This is a genomic window from Chryseobacterium formosense (genome assembly GCF_900116415.1).
GTDB classification, from domain to species: domain Bacteria; phylum Bacteroidota; class Bacteroidia; order Flavobacteriales; family Weeksellaceae; genus Chryseobacterium; species Chryseobacterium formosense.
Map to the genome: position 1 here is coordinate 210,438 of NZ_FPAP01000001.1, position 15,539 is coordinate 225,976.

Annotated in this window: 17 protein-coding genes; 14 read left to right on the top strand and 3 right to left on the bottom strand. The window is 33.3% G+C overall.

Annotated elements, in window-relative coordinates:
* Nucleotides 1–41: 41 nt before the first annotated feature.
* The 14 genes from BM371_RS00940 to BM371_RS01005 all read left to right on the top strand — a co-directional run bounded on the left by BM371_RS00940 (nucleotide 42) and on the right by BM371_RS01005 (nucleotide 13,235).
* Complete coding sequence (locus BM371_RS00940) at nucleotides 42–542, top strand: GbsR/MarR family transcriptional regulator (protein WP_034674767.1); 501 nt, start codon at nucleotides 42–44, stop codon at nucleotides 540–542.
* 90 nt (nucleotides 543–632) lie between these two features.
* Nucleotides 633–1,001 carry a hypothetical protein gene (locus BM371_RS00945; protein WP_034674770.1) on the top strand — a complete coding sequence of 123 codons (369 nt, stop codon included), beginning with the start codon at nucleotides 633–635 and terminating at the stop codon, nucleotides 999–1,001.
* A 68-nt stretch (nucleotides 1,002–1,069) separates the two neighbouring features.
* Complete coding sequence (locus BM371_RS00950) at nucleotides 1,070–1,414, top strand: hypothetical protein (RefSeq protein WP_034674772.1); 345 nt, start codon at nucleotides 1,070–1,072, stop codon at nucleotides 1,412–1,414.
* A gap of 7 nt (nucleotides 1,415–1,421) precedes the next feature.
* Complete coding sequence (locus tag BM371_RS00955) at nucleotides 1,422–1,823, top strand: hypothetical protein (RefSeq protein WP_034674775.1); 402 nt, start codon at nucleotides 1,422–1,424, stop codon at nucleotides 1,821–1,823.
* 101 nt (nucleotides 1,824–1,924) lie between these two features.
* Nucleotides 1,925–2,302 carry a hypothetical protein gene (locus tag BM371_RS00960; RefSeq protein WP_034674778.1) on the top strand — a complete coding sequence of 126 codons (378 nt, stop codon included), beginning with the start codon at nucleotides 1,925–1,927 and terminating at the stop codon, nucleotides 2,300–2,302.
* An 18-nt stretch (nucleotides 2,303–2,320) separates the two neighbouring features.
* On the top strand, nucleotides 2,321–3,133 hold the full coding sequence (locus tag BM371_RS00965; RefSeq protein ID WP_034674781.1) for a DCC1-like thiol-disulfide oxidoreductase family protein: 813 nt from the start codon (nucleotides 2,321–2,323) through the stop codon (nucleotides 3,131–3,133).
* A gap of 107 nt (nucleotides 3,134–3,240) precedes the next feature.
* Nucleotides 3,241–3,963, top strand: a complete 723-nt coding sequence (locus BM371_RS00970; protein ID WP_034674783.1) for a YqjF family protein — start codon at nucleotides 3,241–3,243, stop codon at nucleotides 3,961–3,963.
* Between the two features lie 168 nt (nucleotides 3,964–4,131).
* Complete coding sequence (locus tag BM371_RS00975) at nucleotides 4,132–5,025, top strand: TIGR01777 family oxidoreductase (RefSeq protein ID WP_034674785.1); 894 nt, start codon at nucleotides 4,132–4,134, stop codon at nucleotides 5,023–5,025.
* 178 nt (nucleotides 5,026–5,203) lie between these two features.
* Nucleotides 5,204–6,646, top strand: coding sequence for an alpha-L-fucosidase (locus BM371_RS00980; RefSeq protein WP_034674787.1), 1,443 nt, complete (start codon nucleotides 5,204–5,206; stop codon nucleotides 6,644–6,646).
* A 249-nt stretch (nucleotides 6,647–6,895) separates the two neighbouring features.
* Nucleotides 6,896–9,559, top strand: a complete 2,664-nt coding sequence (locus BM371_RS00985; RefSeq protein ID WP_034674788.1) for a glycoside hydrolase family 3 N-terminal domain-containing protein — start codon at nucleotides 6,896–6,898, stop codon at nucleotides 9,557–9,559.
* Between the two features lie 106 nt (nucleotides 9,560–9,665).
* On the top strand, nucleotides 9,666–9,929 hold the full coding sequence (locus BM371_RS00990) for a hypothetical protein (protein ID WP_034677180.1): 264 nt from the start codon (nucleotides 9,666–9,668) through the stop codon (nucleotides 9,927–9,929).
* Nucleotides 9,930–10,146: 217 nt separating this feature from the next.
* On the top strand, nucleotides 10,147–11,535 hold the full coding sequence (lpdA, locus tag BM371_RS00995) for a dihydrolipoyl dehydrogenase (protein WP_034674789.1): 1,389 nt from the start codon (nucleotides 10,147–10,149) through the stop codon (nucleotides 11,533–11,535).
* A gap of 164 nt (nucleotides 11,536–11,699) precedes the next feature.
* Nucleotides 11,700–12,314, top strand: coding sequence for a PH domain-containing protein (locus BM371_RS01000; protein ID WP_034674791.1), 615 nt, complete (start codon nucleotides 11,700–11,702; stop codon nucleotides 12,312–12,314).
* A gap of 120 nt (nucleotides 12,315–12,434) precedes the next feature.
* On the top strand, nucleotides 12,435–13,235 hold the full coding sequence (locus BM371_RS01005; RefSeq protein WP_034674793.1) for a patatin-like phospholipase family protein: 801 nt from the start codon (nucleotides 12,435–12,437) through the stop codon (nucleotides 13,233–13,235).
* A gap of 37 nt (nucleotides 13,236–13,272) precedes the next feature.
* On the opposite strand, the gene BM371_RS01010 is transcribed toward BM371_RS01005, so the two are convergent.
* The 3 genes from BM371_RS01010 to BM371_RS01020 form a co-directional block, all read right to left on the bottom strand.
* On the bottom strand, nucleotides 13,273–13,707 hold the full coding sequence (locus tag BM371_RS01010; protein ID WP_051882676.1) for a hypothetical protein: 435 nt from the start codon (nucleotides 13,705–13,707) through the stop codon (nucleotides 13,273–13,275).
* A gap of 88 nt (nucleotides 13,708–13,795) precedes the next feature.
* Nucleotides 13,796–14,527: an ABC transporter ATP-binding protein gene (locus BM371_RS01015; protein WP_034674794.1), complete on the bottom strand. Its 732-nt coding sequence runs from the start codon at nucleotides 14,525–14,527 to the stop codon at nucleotides 13,796–13,798.
* Nucleotides 14,528–14,608: 81 nt separating this feature from the next.
* Nucleotides 14,609–15,193 carry a hypothetical protein gene (locus BM371_RS01020; protein WP_034674796.1) on the bottom strand — a complete coding sequence of 195 codons (585 nt, stop codon included), beginning with the start codon at nucleotides 15,191–15,193 and terminating at the stop codon, nucleotides 14,609–14,611.
* Nucleotides 15,194–15,539 lie beyond the last annotated feature (346 nt).

Sequence of the window (15,539 nt, forward strand, 5' to 3'; positions counted from 1 at the left end):
TTATTATTATATTTGTATTAGAAATTTAAAAGAAAACAAAAATGCAACTTTCAGAAGCAAAAGAAAAATACATTCAGACGTGGGGAACTTTGGCAACCAATTGGGGAATCAACCGTACGATGGCGCAAGTTCACGCATTACTTTTGGCTGAAGGAAAACCGCTCTCTACCGATGAGGTGATGGAAATGCTTGAAATTTCAAGAGGAAATGCCAATATGAATTTACGAAACCTGATGGAGTGGGGATTAGTAAGAAAAGAATTACTGAAAGGCGACCGAAAAGAATATTTTTTTGCCGAAAGAGATATGTGGTATCTGTTCAAGCAACTCGTCAAAGAACGTAAAAAAAGGGAAATCGAACCGGTTTTAAGCTCAATCTCTGAACTGAAAAATGTTGATGAAAATACGGAAGAAGCAAAACGATTCACAGATTTAATGATTGAAATGGAAAATGTTACCGGAAAAGTTTTCAACATTATGGATCTTGCCATTAAAAGTGATGATCACTGGCTGATCGGAAAGATCACCAATTTATTAAAATAGAAAGGACTCGAAAATCCTTTTTTATTTCAGCTTAAGTTTCAAAAATTATTGAAAGTATAGTAAGATATAATAATTAAAAAAATAAAACTCATGAAACTGAATATTTTAAAAGCAGAAGTGATTTTTCAAACAACTTTAAGTTTAGGAAGTCTTTTTTACATTCTCGTAGATTATAGTAAACAAGATCAGGCATCAGACTTTTTTATTGCCCTCTTTTTTATGGGTGTTGCTAATCTCTTAGGTTTTTTAATAAGAATCTGCACCGTCGCAAGTAAATTTCACCGATATTACTTCTTTGGAGTGATCTTATTTTTCATTTCATTGTATGCTATCTCTTCTTTATCTATCAATTTTAATATTGATTTTGAGATCTACTTTATGGGCATAGGAGGAATACTTTTTAATATGTACTATTTGATTTATGGATTCTATGTCATTAAAAATTATCCGGGAGAATAAAAAGAGATAGAAACTATTTTTATTTCGAACTAAATTTTAAAAATTATTGAAAATATAATACTTATAAAATGTTCAATATCATTTCATATCTGTTATTTCTTGGAATCAGTTCATATATAACGATTGATGTGGGTAGAAGATGCTTCAACTCAGGAAAAATTTATCTGGAATATCTCATCAAAGACAAAGATTTTTGTTTGACCGTCAATCGGATTCTCCTTGGAAGTTATTATCTCGTCAATCTCGGTTACATCGCCATCAATTTGAGTTTCTGGAATAGAATTTCAAATATTGAAGAACTTTTAACTACCGTTTCCACTCGCATTGGAATCATTGTTTTAATCCTTTGTGTATTGCATTTTACCAATATTACTGCTCTTTATCTATTAAGAAAAAAATTAACTATAAAATAAAATTATCATGACAGCAACCATCCTTACCCAAACGTACAACTTTTCAGCGTACATGATTTATCTGCCAATCGTCATCACTTTGACTGTGCTTGTTTCTCAGTTTTTGTTTAAAAATTCTAAAACTTTTATGATCGATATTTTTCATCAGAAACAAGACATTGCAATGGCAACCAATTCACTGTTTAAAATCGGCTTTTACCTTTTAAATATTGGTTTTGCCCTTTGTATCATTGAGTTTTTCCAAATTGAAACGGTCGAGAGATTAGTCGTTGCTTTAAGCAAAAAAATTGGCGGATTCTCCATTTACCTCGGAATTATGATGCTTCTGAATCTTTTATTGTTTTTAAAAGGCCGTAAACATGCGATGAATAAAGATAAAATCAAAGACGAAGAAAGCTTAGAATCTTAAAGTTTAAAAATCAACCGTTATGAAAAATTTAATCGTTTATTTATTCCTCATTTTCTACTTTGGAGGAAGATCGAAAAGTCAGATGTTTTAAAATTATTGCCATGAAAACTTTTTTAAAAATCGATTATTATCTTCAGTTGACTGTATTTTTTGGTTATTTGGTTATTGGAATTCTGTATCAATTAATTGAAAACAATTTATTCTCAGTTTGGTTTAATTTCTATTTTGTAGTGGGGGGAGTTCAGTTGGTAAGCTATTTACTGAAAGTAATGATAAGATTTTGTACGGATCTATTCATAAAAATCTATGGAATTCTGATTTTACCGATATGGATATATTTACTTTTAAACAAAATAAACTTCCCTCTCGATTTATTCTCTTTTATACCGGTCACCGGAATATTCTTGAGCCCAATAATGGCGGTTGCCTATTTATTTTACTGTAGAGAAAAATCTAAAGATTTTTTAACGACCCTATAATTTTTAAAATCAAATGTTATGAAAACCCTACAAAACCATACACTCATCTACGACAACGAATGCCCCATGTGCAACATCTATTCTAAAGGTTTCATCAAAGCCGGAATGTTGGATCAAAAAGGTAGAGAAGCCTTTACAGAACTGAGTTTGAAGAACAAAAACCTGATTGATTTTTATCGTGCAAAAAACGAAATTGCACTAGTCGATCATGAAAAGAATCAAGTGATTTACGGTTTAGATAGTTTATTACTAATCATCGGAAATTCCTTTCCAACATTAGAAAAAATTGCCAGAATACAACCTTTTTACTGGTTTTTTAAAAAGATCTATTCATTCGTTTCTTACAACAGAAAACAGATTATCCCTTCTGCAAAAGATCATTCGGACGAAGCTTGTGTCCCTGATTTTAATTTGAAATACAGGCTGACTTATATTGCTTTCGTCGTAATTTTTTCTTCTTATGTTTTGAGTATTTTCAGTTCAAAATTAGGTTTGAATTTAAATCAGAATTTCGGAAGAGAATTTGTAATTTGTTTAAGTCAAATCATTTGGCAAACTCTATTTTTAAGAAGATATTTAAAAGTAAAATTATGGGATTATCTGGGAAATATGATGACGGTTTCATTAATCGGAACGTTGCTTTTAATTCCGGCTTTATTTTTAAATCTAAATCCAACTTTATCGGTTGTTTATTTTGGAATTGCCGTCTTCATCATGTTTTTAGAACATATCCGAAGATGTAAAATATTAAAATTAAATTTTCTCCCAACGATTTCATGGATGATCTTTAGAATGACGGTTTTGATTATTTTAATCTTATCAAACAAATAATGTTGTAAAGAGTCCCGAAGGGACGATTTTCTAAAGGATAGGATGAAATCCTATCACCAACCACAACCACCAACAACCACCAACAATGAACCAAAAACCAAAACAAAATGAAATTCCTAAAAGCCGAATGGCGAAAATTGGCAATCATCAACTACGAAATAAATCCTGAAATCCTCATGAAATATCTTCCAACAGGAACAGAACTCGATTTTTATCGGGAGAAATGCTATGTGAGCCTTGTCGGATTCATGTTTTTGAATACCAAATTACTAGGACTGCCAATTCCTTTCCATCGCAATTTTGAAGAAGTAAATTTAAGATTTTATGTAAAGAAAAAAGAAGGCAATGATTGGAAGAGAGGAGTGGTTTTCATCAAAGAAATCGTTCCTAAATATGCCTTGAGTATCGTTGCAAATTCAATTTACCAGGAAAATTATAAAACCAGGAAAATGAAAAACGAAATGTATTACAGCGAGGATAATTTGATTATAAAATATTCATGGAAAGAAGATTACTGGAATTCCATACAGATAAATGCTGAAAGCAAATCCCGAAAAATGGAAAACGAATCTGAATTTGAATTTATCACCGAACATTATTGGGGCTTCACGAAACGCGGAAATAAAACCTCAGAATATGAGGTCTGCCATCCAAAATGGGATTGGTATCCGGTGAAAGATCATCATTTGGAAATAGATTTCAAAAAGGTTTATGGAAAAGATTTTGAATGTTTAAATCACCAAAAGCCTTTGTCCGTTATGCTTGCAGAAGGCTCTGAAATTGAAGTCAGAATGAAAAAATATTTGATAGAACAGCCAAGTAAAAAGTAAAAAGAGCCAAGTGGAAATGCTGAAAAGATATTTTTTATTCAAAAGAAAATCTTTGATTTTCAATCTCATGTGCTCTAAAATATTCTCAATATATTTAACTGAAACTAATGTGACTAATGTGTTTAAACTCTCAATCTTAGCCTTAACCTCAATCTTAACCTCAAAAAAATGAAAATCATCATCGCTGCCGGAACCGGATTTCTCGGTAAAAACCTTGAAAAATATTTTGCAGACAAAGGAAATGAAGTCTATATTTTAACCCGAAATCCAAAACGTAAAAATGAAATCCATTGGGATGCCAAAACTGTGGGTGAATGGAAAAATTGGGTTGAAAACTCTGATGTTTTAATCAATCTCACAGGAAAATCGGTCGATTGTCGTTACACAAAAAAAAATAAAAAAGAAATTCTCGCATCAAGAATTAACAGTACCAAAGTTCTTCAGGAAGCCATTGATTTATGTTTTAATAAACCAAAAATCTGGCTAAATTCAAGTTCGGCAACCATTTATACCCATTCCGAAACCCATTTAAATACAGAAGATAACGGAATCATCGGCGATGATTTTTCAATGAATATCTGCAAAAGCTGGGAAAAAGAATTTTTTAAATCAAAAACAGAAAATGTACGAAAAGTAGCTTTACGAACTTCCATCGTTTTAGGGAATAATGGAGGAGCTTTTCAAAAGTTAAAAATGATCACAAAACTCGGTTTGGGTGGAAAGCAGGGAAGAGGAAACCAAAACGTAAGCTGGATTCATATTGATGATTTTTGCAAAGCGATCCAACATATTATTGATAATGAAAATATGTCTGGAATAATCAACGTAACTGCTCCAAATCCTTTGTCAAACGAAGAATTTATGATGAAATTAAGAAAAGAAATGAAAGTTCCATTTGGATTAAATGCGCCTGTTTGGCAGTTAGAAATCGCTTCAATCTTCATGGGAACAGAGACCGAATTATTATTAAAAAGCCGAAATGTTTATCCTCAGAAATTAATAAAAAGTGGCTTTGAATTTACTTATTCAAATATTGAATCTGCATTTAACGATTTGGTTTAAAAATAAAAAATAAACGGGATTAGAAACCCACGTAATAGAAAATCTTCGATTTTCAAAACTAATGTGTTCTTTTATAAAGTGTGATAATAATCTTAAATTCTAATGTGTTTTAATCTTTTATGTCTTTTGTGGTTAAAAATTTCCGCTGAAATATTAAATTAGCAAAAACTAAACTTCGATGTTCATCAAACCAAAAACTAAAACCATATTTCTTTCCTCATTCCTCATATCATCCACTTTTTTTTCACAGGCTCACAATGTTTCGGAGGGCTACCAAAAACCAACTGATCCATTGGTTATTCAAAATCTTGAAAACTGGCAGGATTTAAAATTCGGATTGTTCATGCATTGGGGAACGTACAGCCAATGGGGAATTGTCGAAAGCTGGAGCTTATGTCCAGAAGATGAATCATGGACACAAAGAAAATCCGAACACGGAAAATCTTACAATAAATATGTAGAAAACTACGAAAATCTTCAGACGACTTTCAATCCGACTCAATTTAATCCTCAAAAATGGGCAGATGCAGCAAAAAAGGCAGGAATGAAATATGTGGTCTTTACAACAAAGCATCACGATGGTTTTGTAATGTTCGATACGCAACAGTCTGATTACAAAATAACTTCTTCAAAAACCCCTTTCTCCAAAAATCCAAAATCGGATGTAACAAAAGAGATTTTCAATACATTCCGAAAAGAAGGCTTCAAAATCGGAGCTTATTTTTCAAAACCCGATTGGCATTCTGACGATTATTGGTGGTCGTATTTTCCGCCAAAAGACCGAAATGTGAACTACGATCCCAAAAAATATCCTGAAAGATGGAACAATTTCAAAAAATTCACATTTAATCAATTAAATGAAATCACTTCAAATTACGGTAAAATCGATATTCTTTGGTTAGACGGAGGTTGGGTTCGTCCTTTCAACACCATCGATCCAAAAGTAGAATGGCAGAGAACCATCAAGGTGGAACAGGATATTGATATGGATAAAATAGGGATAATGGCTCGAAAAAATCAACCCGGAATTATCGTTGTAGACCGCACTGTTCCCGGAAAATGGGAAAATTATGTGACACCCGAACAAGCCGTTCCTGAGCACGCACTTTCTATCCCTTGGGAGAGCTGTATCACGATGGGTGATTCGTTTTCGTATGTTCCGAATGACAATTATAAATCCTCTCAAAAAATCATTGAAACTTTAGTTAAAATCATTTCCAGAGGTGGAAATTACCTAATGAATATTGCTCCCGGACCCAACGGAGATTACGATGCAATTGTTTATCAAAGATTAAACGAAATCTCAACTTGGATGGATCACAATCAATCAGCGGTTTTTGAAACGAGAGCTGTCGCACCTTATCATGATGGGAGTTTTTATTACACACAAAGCAAAGACGGAAAAACGCTGAATATTTTTCACATTGAAGAAAAAACGAATTATCAAGCTCCGTCTACTCTGAATTTTATAATTCCTGAAACTTTTAAACCAAAATCATTAATAGTTTTAGGCTTAAAGAATAGAATTAAATGGAAAAAATCGGGTGATCTAATTGAAATTCAATTACCTGAAGACCGTAAAAAATTAAAATACACAACTGTAATTCAAATTAGTGAATAGTTGTGAACCATTTCTTTTTAAAATGACTTAGGAAATCGAAGCGTTAAGAAATTTTGAAAAAATTCCGTTAAGAAATTTCTACTGTTTGAGTGTCGGCAAAAATTATTGTTTATTTGTTAAAACGTTGTTTCCGACCGAGTTTAGAAATTTTAGGAAGTTTTTCAAAATTTTAGCGGAGAGTTCCAAGTCTTGAACTTTTGGTTCTTTTGTTTCAAGACAAAAGAACAATTATTAACTCAAAATCATTTTATGAGCTATAAATTTAGATTTAAAATCACATTTATTTCATTGCTGAGTATGATATTTATTTCCGCTCAAAAACCTTTATACAAAAACCCGAAACAACCTATTGAAGCCAGAGTTCAGGATTTACTTAAACGCATGACGCCCGAAGAAAAATTCTGGCAATGCTTCATGATTCCCGGAGATTTGGATAATGTTCCAAACGGTCAATATTCCAAGGGAATATTCGGATTGCAGGTAAGTGCAGGAAATCAGGGCGGTGGAGCTGCCGGACAATTGCTGAAATATAATGCCAATGAAGATGCGGAAAGATTAGCCAAAAAAATCAATACCATTCAAAAATATTTTGTGGAAGAATCAAGATTAGGAATTCCGATTATCCCTTTTGATGAGGCTTTGCACGGATTGATGCGTGAAGGTGCGACGGCTTTTCCGCAGGCGATTGGTTTGTCGGCAACCTTCAATCCTGTGTTGATGAAAGAAGTTTCGACAGCTATTGCCAAAGAATCAAAATTGAGGGGAATTCGTCAAATCTTGACTCCTGTGGTGAATCTGGCGAGCGACGTTCGATGGGGAAGAACTGAGGAAACGTATGGTGAAGATCCGTTTCTGACTTCGGTGATGGGTGTAAATTTTGTAAGTTCATTTGAAAATCAGAGAATTATTACTACTCCAAAACATTTTTTAGCGAATGTCGGCGAAGGTGGAAGAGATTCATATCCAATTCATTGGAGCAAAAGATATTTGGAGGAAACACATTTAATTCCTTTTCAAAAAGCCTTTAATCAGGGAAAAAGTCGTTCGGTCATGACTTCTTATAATTTGTTGGATGGAAGACCTTCAACGGCAAATCAATGGTTATTAACCGAAAAATTAAAAAAAGATTGGAATTTCAAAGGTTTTGTGATCAGTGATGCAAGTGCGGTCGGTGGTGCAAATGTTCTCCATTTTACAGCAAAAGATTACGATGACGCTTCTGCACAGGCCATCAATGCAGGACTTGACGTGATTTTCCAGACAGAATATCAACATTATAAATTGTTTATTCCACCGTTTTTGGATGGAAGAATTTCGCAGGAAAGAATTGATGATGCGGTTTCGAGGGTTTTAAGAGCAAAATTTGAACTAGGTTTGTTTGAAAATCCTTACGTTTCTGATGCAGCTATTTCGGAATTAAAGAAATTAAATCACAAACCATTAGCCGAAAAAACAGCAATTGAATCTTTTGTTTTGCTTCAAAATAATAATCAAACGCTTCCGATTTCGGAAAATATTAAAAAGATTTTAGTGGTTGGAACAGATGCTGTTGATGCAAGATTAGGCGGTTATTCCGGACCAGGAAATAAGAAAGTGAGTATTTTGGATGGAATCAAAAATTTCACTAAAAATAAAAATATTGAAATCTATTATTCAAAAGGAATTGATTGGAATGTAAAGGAATTTACAACCGTTCCGAGTGAGTTTTTATCTTCTGAAAATCAAAAAGGTTTAAAAGGGAATTATTTTTCTAATTCAGATTTAAAAGGAAATCCCGCGTTTGAAAAACAGGACGGACAGTTGAATTTCAAATGGACTTTATATTCTCCAAATCCTGAAAAACTGCAACCCGACAATTACAGCGTTCGTTGGATGGGAAAATTAGAAGCTCCAAATTCTGGAAAATATCAGCTTGGATTACGTGGAAACGATGGTTTCAGATTATATTTAAATGGAAAATTAATGATTGACAATTGGGAAAAGTTGAGTTATTCAACCAAAACTGTTGACATAGATTTTGTGAAAGGTCAAAAATTTGATATTGTCATTGAATTTCATGAAAATAGAGGTGAAGCGAACATTGAACTGATTTGGAATTATGGCTTAAATGATTATCAGAAAGATTTTAATGATGCATTGAAATTAGCTAAAAATGCAGATTACATCATCGTCACAGCAGGAATTCATGAAGGTGAATTTCAGGATCGTTCTTCATTGAGCCTAGCCGGAAATCAGGAAGAATTTATTTACGAAGTTTCAAAATTAAATAAACCGACAACAGTTGTTTTGGTGGGTGGTTCTGCAATAAAAACTACGGATTGGAAAGATAAGGTCGGAGCCATTTTAGATATTTGGTATCCCGGAGAAGAAGGTGGAAATGCCGTTGCAAAAGTGCTTTTCGGAGCAGAAAATCCATCCGGGAAATTGCCAATTACGTTTCCGATTGAGGAAGGGCAATTGCCTTTGACGTACAATCATCACCCGACAGGACGCGGAAATGATTATTATGATTTGAGCGGAGAACCTTTATATCCTTTTGGTTTTGGATTGAGCTATACGACTTTTGAAATTTCAGATTTACAATTAAATCAAACAAAGTATTCTGAAAACGAAACGATTATTGCTAAAGTTAAAGTTAAAAATACAGGTTCAAAAGCGGGAAGTGAAGTTGTTCAATTATATGTAAAAGATTTGCTGGCTTCAGTTTCAAGACCGGTTATTGAGTTGAAAGATTTCCAAAAAGTAGTGTTAAAACCGGGAGAATCAAAGCAGATTTTGATTGAAGTTCCGGTTCAGGAATTGAAATTTTTAGATGAAAAAATGAATTGGATTGTAGAAAAAGGAACCTACAGAATCATGGTTGGAAATTCTTCAAAAAATCTTCCTTTAAAACAAAATATTGAAGTTCAGTAAATGTTGTTTAGAATGTTGGTATGATATATGTAATATTTATTTTAAATCTGAATGAATTTAATTGATAATGATTAATTCATTAAAGTCATTCAAAAAAGTAAAGGTCATGAAAAAGTTATTTATATCAACAGTTTTATTGATAGGTTTATCAGCAACGGCATACGCGCAACAACGCCCGCCTGCACCGCCACATCCTTCGAAAACGCAATTATACAACAGTAAACTGAGTGAATTAAATAAAAGGTATAATGCAGAAAAGAAAATGATTTTAAATCATCCTGTTGCAACCAAGAAAATGAAGCAGGATCAGCTTAGAGCATTAAATGAAAGATACCAGAATGAAAAACGTTTGCTGAGAACTGCTAAATAGATATTTAAAATATTATTAAAGTGAAAATTTCAATATCTGTTCAGTTTTATGAGATTTTTAAATTAAAATAAAATTTATTGAAAGAGAATGCTTTTTGTGTTCTCTTTTTTGTTTATAATTAAATAAAAATGGTGATTATTATGCATCACCTCACGAATTACCAGAAACGTGGTGCATCCAATATTTTTCCTTAAATTCGCATAAAAATTTTAAACTAATGAATTACGATATTATTGTTATCGGGAGTGGTCCTGGTGGATATGTTACTGCAATCAGAGCGGCACAGTTGGGTTTCAAAACTGCAATTATCGAGAAAGAAAATTTAGGTGGAATTTGCCTCAACTGGGGATGTATTCCAACTAAAGCTTTGTTGAAGTCGGCTCAGGTTTTTCATTATATTAATCATGCAGAAGATTACGGTTTGAATAAAGTGGAAGCTAGTTTTGAGTTTCCAAACGTAATTCAGAGAAGCCGTGGTGTTGCCTCTAAAATGAGCAAAGGGATTGAATTCTTGATGAAAAAGAATAAAATCGACGTTATTTTAGGAACTGCAAAAGTACAAAAAGGTAAAAAAGTTTCTGTTACAGATAAAGACGGGAAAGTAACTGAATATACAGGTACTCACATCATTATCGCAACTGGAGCTCGTTCAAGAGAATTACCAAACTTGCCACAAGATGGTAAAAAAGTAATCGGATACAGACAGGCATTATCTCTTCCTGAGCAACCAAAATCTATGATTGTTGTAGGTTCTGGAGCGATCGGAGTTGAGTTTGCTGATTTCTATAACACAATGGGCACAAAAGTAACTGTTGTTGAATTTATGCCAAACATCGTTCCTGTGGAGGATGAAGACGTTTCTAAGCACTTAGAAAAATCTTTGAAAAAATCAGGGATCGAAATTATGGTAAATGCTTCTGTAGAAAGCGTGGACACAAGCGGAGAAGGTGTAAAAGCTACTGTGAAAACAGCAAAAGGAAACATCGTTCTTGAAGCTGATATCTTATTATCTGCTGTTGGAATCGCTGCCAACATCGAGAACATCGGTCTTGAAGAAGTGGGAATTCAGACAGATAAAGGCAGAGTTTTGGTAAATGAATGGTACGAAACTTCAGTTCCGGGATATTACGCAATCGGAGATTTGATCCCGACTCAGGCTTTAGCTCACGTTGCTTCTGCTGAAGGGATTACTTGTGTTGAAAAAATCAAAGGAATGCACGTTGAGAAAATCGACTATGGCAATATTCCTGGATGTACGTATTGTCATCCTGAAGTTGCTTCTGTTGGTCTTACAGAAAAGCAGGCTAAAGAAAAAGGATACGAAATCAAAGTGGGTAAATTCCCTCTTTCTGCAAGTGGAAAAGCTACTGCAAACGGAAATACAGATGGTTTCGTTAAAGTAATTTTCGATGCTAAATATGGTGAGTGGTTAGGTTGCCACATGATCGGAGAAGGGGTTACCGATATGGTTGCAGAAGCTGTTGTTGCTAGAAAATTAGAAACGACTGGTCACGAGATCATCAAGTCAATTCACCCGCACCCAACGGTTTCTGAAGCGATTATGGAAGCTGCTGCTGCTGCTTATGGAGAAGTAATTCATATTTAATTTTTCACTTTGTCAAAGTTGAAAATCTTTGACAAAGTTTAACAATATCAAAACCACAGATTCTGTCTGTGGTTTTTTCTTTTTGTAAGATGATTTTTTTTGATTTTATTTCACTTATTTTCTTAATTTTATTCGCCTAATAAAAATACAAATTAAAATAAATTATGTTTAAGAAATTAGCTGCAGAAGCATTAGGATTGGGAGACATCGGTAAGATCATTCCTTCTCAGGATTATGATAAAGTAGACTCTGATGATTATATTTTGTCGGAAGACAATGAGAAAATTTTCTTCTTGATTAAATCTAAAAGAGACGAATATTGTTTTACCAACAGAGCTTTGATTCACATCGACGGAGCCAGTGCGATTGATAGGAAGAGAATTTTAAGAAGATACGAATATTATCAATTTCCTTTTTCAAACGTGACTTTACAAACTGCAGGAACGATTGATTTGGATGCTGAAATTTCATTCAATATCGGAAATGTTCCGTTGATGATCAGCGTTGCAAAAGCCCAAATCGATCAGTTGAAAGACTTGTACAAAGCACTTTTGGCAATTCAGCAGGAAGTTCATCATAATCATTCATTACTGAATTTTTCTAATGACAGCATCCAGAAAGCAATTGGCAGCGTAGCGTCGGGAAAGCAAGAAAATGTTTCGAAAAGTCAGGAACTAAAGGCCATCAACGAATATATTTTCGCCTGGAATACCAATAGTTTTGATCGATATACCCAAAAAGATTTCTCCAAAATTTTTGAAAAGTATATTAATAATTAAAAATTATATTGTAGATATGTAACCGCAGATTTTGTCTGTGGTTTTTTGTATTAAAACAATTAACAAAATATTTAGAATAATTAAATACCATATTATAGGAGGTTTTCTTACATTTATTCAATGAACTTTGAAAAAACAGGATTGGTTTTATCGGGCGGCGGAACCAAAGGTATTGCTCATGCAGGAGTATTAAAATTCCTAAACGAACAGAATATTGATATCGACATTCTGGCTTGTTGTAGTGCCGGTTCTATTGTAGGTTGTCTTTATGCAATTGGCAAAAAACCTGAAGAGATTTTAGATTTCTTTCAGTCAGTGTACTTTTTCAATTGGAAACATTTTGCATTCAATCAGCCTGGTTTGGTCTCTTCAGTTATTTTTAATAACTATCTGAAACCTATTTTTCATGATATGAAAATTGGGGATTTAGATAAGGAAGTGAAAATTGTTGCTACAGAATTGGTTGGGGGAACGGAGAAAATTTTTGATAAGGACTTCCTTGTTACTGATGCAATCATCGCTTCATGTTCCATTCCGGGAATTACGACACCTTATATTTTGGGCGAGGAAATGTATTGTGATGGAGGTGTTCTGAACAACTTTCCCGCAGATATTATCCGTGATGATTGTGATAAACTGATTGGCATTTTTGTTTCGCCTCCTCATGATATTAAAATCAACGATTTAAAATCGATTAAAGCCATTGTTTCAAGATCTTATGATCTGCTGTCATATCGCATCGAAAAGGTTAAATTTGAATATTGTGACTGGTTTATTTCGTCTCAGGATTTATCGAGCTACGGAACTTTTGAACGAAAAAAAGACCGGTTAGAACAAATTTTCAATATCGGATATCGTGCAGCTAAAGAAAGCTTTGCAGAAAGCAATTATTTTACACAACTGAAACAATTAGGCTCATAAAGAAAAAACTCTCACTTTTAAAGCGAGAGTTTGATATTTAATTTTTAACGATTTGCGCATCCTGATTGACGATTGTTTTACCGTTTTGATCGATAACAACTAATGTGTAAGGTGCTTTTTTCGCTGAGGCAGTAAGGTAATTTCTCCAAACCTGATAAATTGTTCCATTATTATTAAATTCAAAATAATAATTTCCTCCTGATCCGTCCGGAATCAATTCTCCGTTACTGATAATCATAGCTGGTTTTGCCGTAATTTTCGTATTTGCTCCCCAAGATTGATACAGGTAGTTTCCATTGGGTTGTTTATCAATTCTTACTTTAAATTTTTTAGTTTTAATAATAACCGATTTTGGAACGTTCTGAAAATATCCCGTTCCGTTATCTTTAATAGGATTGGGCGTAAAATCGTTCGCTGAAATCAGAGAAAACTGAGCAATGCATAGCGCTCCCAATAATAATTTCTTGATCATTTTATTTGTTTTAAAATTATAAAATGGGAATCAAATTTAGAGCCAATTAATATTGATTAGAATCTTTTTAGCTAAAAATAAATGTTTATTAAGCCTTAATTTCAGCCTCAGTCTTAACCTCAAAATTCTGGGTATAATGCGCAAAAGCTTCTTCCAGACTGCTAAATTTTCCTTTAAACTCATCGATATTGCAATCCTGAAGAATATTTCCTTTATGAATAAGAATCACGCGGGTACAAAGTGCTTCAACTTCCTGCATGATGTGTGTAGAAAGCAAAACCGTCTTTTCTTTACCGATCTCTTTCACCACATTTCTGATTTCAAGAATCTGATTCGGGTCTAATCCGTTTGTAGGCTCATCCAGGATCAACAAATCCGGATGATGAATAATTGCCTGCGCTAAACCAACCCTTTGCTTGTAACCTTTAGAAAGCTGTCCTATTTTTTTCGATTTTTCGGGAGTAATTCCGACCAGTTCGATAACTTCATCTACTCTGGCTTCAGAAATTTTGTGAATATTGGCTACAAACTGAAGGTATTCTTTCACATACATTTCAAGGTAAAGCGGATTGTTTTCAGGCAGGAAACCGATCTTTTTTTTGCTTTCAATCTCGTTTTCTGTAATGTTTTTTCCGTTAAAAATAATTTCACCTTCATCGATTTTCAATGCCCCAACAATAGATTTCATCAAAGTCGATTTCCCTGCTCCGTTCGGTCCCAAAAGCCCGATGATTTCACTTTTATCAATATTGATATTGATTGTATTAAGAGCAGTCTGCTCACCAAATTTCTTTGTTAAATTGATTACCTGAAGAGACATAAAATGAAATATTTTGGCAAAAATAGAAATAAAAAAACTCATTCGGTAAGAATGAGTTGATATATGTTTAAAAAACAGAATTTATTTTCTCTTTTTTGTCGTTTTAGCCGGAGTTTTTGATGAAGCCGGAGTTTGGTTTGTATTATTATACTGAGTCTGTGTTGCTGTATTGTTTACAGGATTTACAGGCACTTGCTTCACGGCAGCTTTATAAAGAGCAGCTTTCGGAGTTCCGATCCCAAAAATTTTGTCGATCTGCTTTTTATTCAAAAACTGAGATTTACCAACATATTTTTTATTCTTGTTGATGTACTGAATAAACTGTACTGTCGGTTGGCCGTAGTTTCTTTCATACTGAAGCTCGATGATGTCATTGGGAAGTTCTAAAGAAATATTTCCTGCAGGCTGATCGATAAAACCGTCGGTAATCATTTTATAAAGTTCCTGTACATCACCATTCATATCATTGAATGAGAATGACCTGAACGTATTGAGATTACTCGTATTAATATCCTGATAATTGAAAGTGAACTTATTATCTTTTTTATATAATCCGACAGAATTATCTTTTCCTATTTCGACTAAAGTTTCGTTTTTCAGGACTTTAATCTGCGAAAATACAGATATTCCGAAAAAACAGGTAAGAAGTAAAATTATCTTTCTCATGTGATTTTTTGTTTAATACTTTGGTTGGTAATGCTAATTTACAGATAAAAATAACAAACACCAATTTTTTTATTGAGGCAAAAATAACGTTTTTTTTCAATTTACCTTTTTGATTGTTATGCTGTTCGTAACATTATTATGATTAAAAACTATTATAGAAATGATTTAAAAAAAGGGTATATGTCAAAATTTTGTATTTATGTTTGTTACTTATTGAAAGATTATCAAAGGATTAGCGTTTTTTATTGTAAATAAATTTTTCAGAATTGGTATTTTCTTTATAAAGGTAATGTGGTACTGATTTTGCGCTGATTCTTCACTATAAATATAATTTGCTGAATAATAG

Coding starts and splice junctions, on each gene's coding strand:
- BM371_RS00940 (WP_034674767.1), top strand. CDS start 42: ATGCAACTTTCAGAAGCAAAAGAAAAATACATTCAGACGTGGGGAACT.
- BM371_RS00945 (WP_034674770.1), top strand. CDS start 633: ATGAAACTGAATATTTTAAAAGCAGAAGTGATTTTTCAAACAACTTTA.
- BM371_RS00950 (WP_034674772.1), top strand. CDS start 1,070: ATGTTCAATATCATTTCATATCTGTTATTTCTTGGAATCAGTTCATAT.
- BM371_RS00955 (WP_034674775.1), top strand. CDS start 1,422: ATGACAGCAACCATCCTTACCCAAACGTACAACTTTTCAGCGTACATG.
- BM371_RS00960 (WP_034674778.1), top strand. CDS start 1,925: ATGAAAACTTTTTTAAAAATCGATTATTATCTTCAGTTGACTGTATTT.
- BM371_RS00965 (WP_034674781.1), top strand. CDS start 2,321: ATGAAAACCCTACAAAACCATACACTCATCTACGACAACGAATGCCCC.
- BM371_RS00970 (WP_034674783.1), top strand. CDS start 3,241: ATGAAATTCCTAAAAGCCGAATGGCGAAAATTGGCAATCATCAACTAC.
- BM371_RS00975 (WP_034674785.1), top strand. CDS start 4,132: ATGAAAATCATCATCGCTGCCGGAACCGGATTTCTCGGTAAAAACCTT.
- BM371_RS00980 (WP_034674787.1), top strand. CDS start 5,204: ATGTTCATCAAACCAAAAACTAAAACCATATTTCTTTCCTCATTCCTC.
- BM371_RS00985 (WP_034674788.1), top strand. CDS start 6,896: ATGAGCTATAAATTTAGATTTAAAATCACATTTATTTCATTGCTGAGT.
- BM371_RS00990 (WP_034677180.1), top strand. CDS start 9,666: ATGAAAAAGTTATTTATATCAACAGTTTTATTGATAGGTTTATCAGCA.
- lpdA (WP_034674789.1), top strand. CDS start 10,147: ATGAATTACGATATTATTGTTATCGGGAGTGGTCCTGGTGGATATGTT.
- BM371_RS01000 (WP_034674791.1), top strand. CDS start 11,700: ATGTTTAAGAAATTAGCTGCAGAAGCATTAGGATTGGGAGACATCGGT.
- BM371_RS01005 (WP_034674793.1), top strand. CDS start 12,435: ATGAACTTTGAAAAAACAGGATTGGTTTTATCGGGCGGCGGAACCAAA.
- BM371_RS01010 (WP_051882676.1), bottom strand. CDS start 13,707: ATGATCAAGAAATTATTATTGGGAGCGCTATGCATTGCTCAGTTTTCT.
- BM371_RS01015 (WP_034674794.1), bottom strand. CDS start 14,527: ATGTCTCTTCAGGTAATCAATTTAACAAAGAAATTTGGTGAGCAGACT.
- BM371_RS01020 (WP_034674796.1), bottom strand. CDS start 15,193: ATGAGAAAGATAATTTTACTTCTTACCTGTTTTTTCGGAATATCTGTA.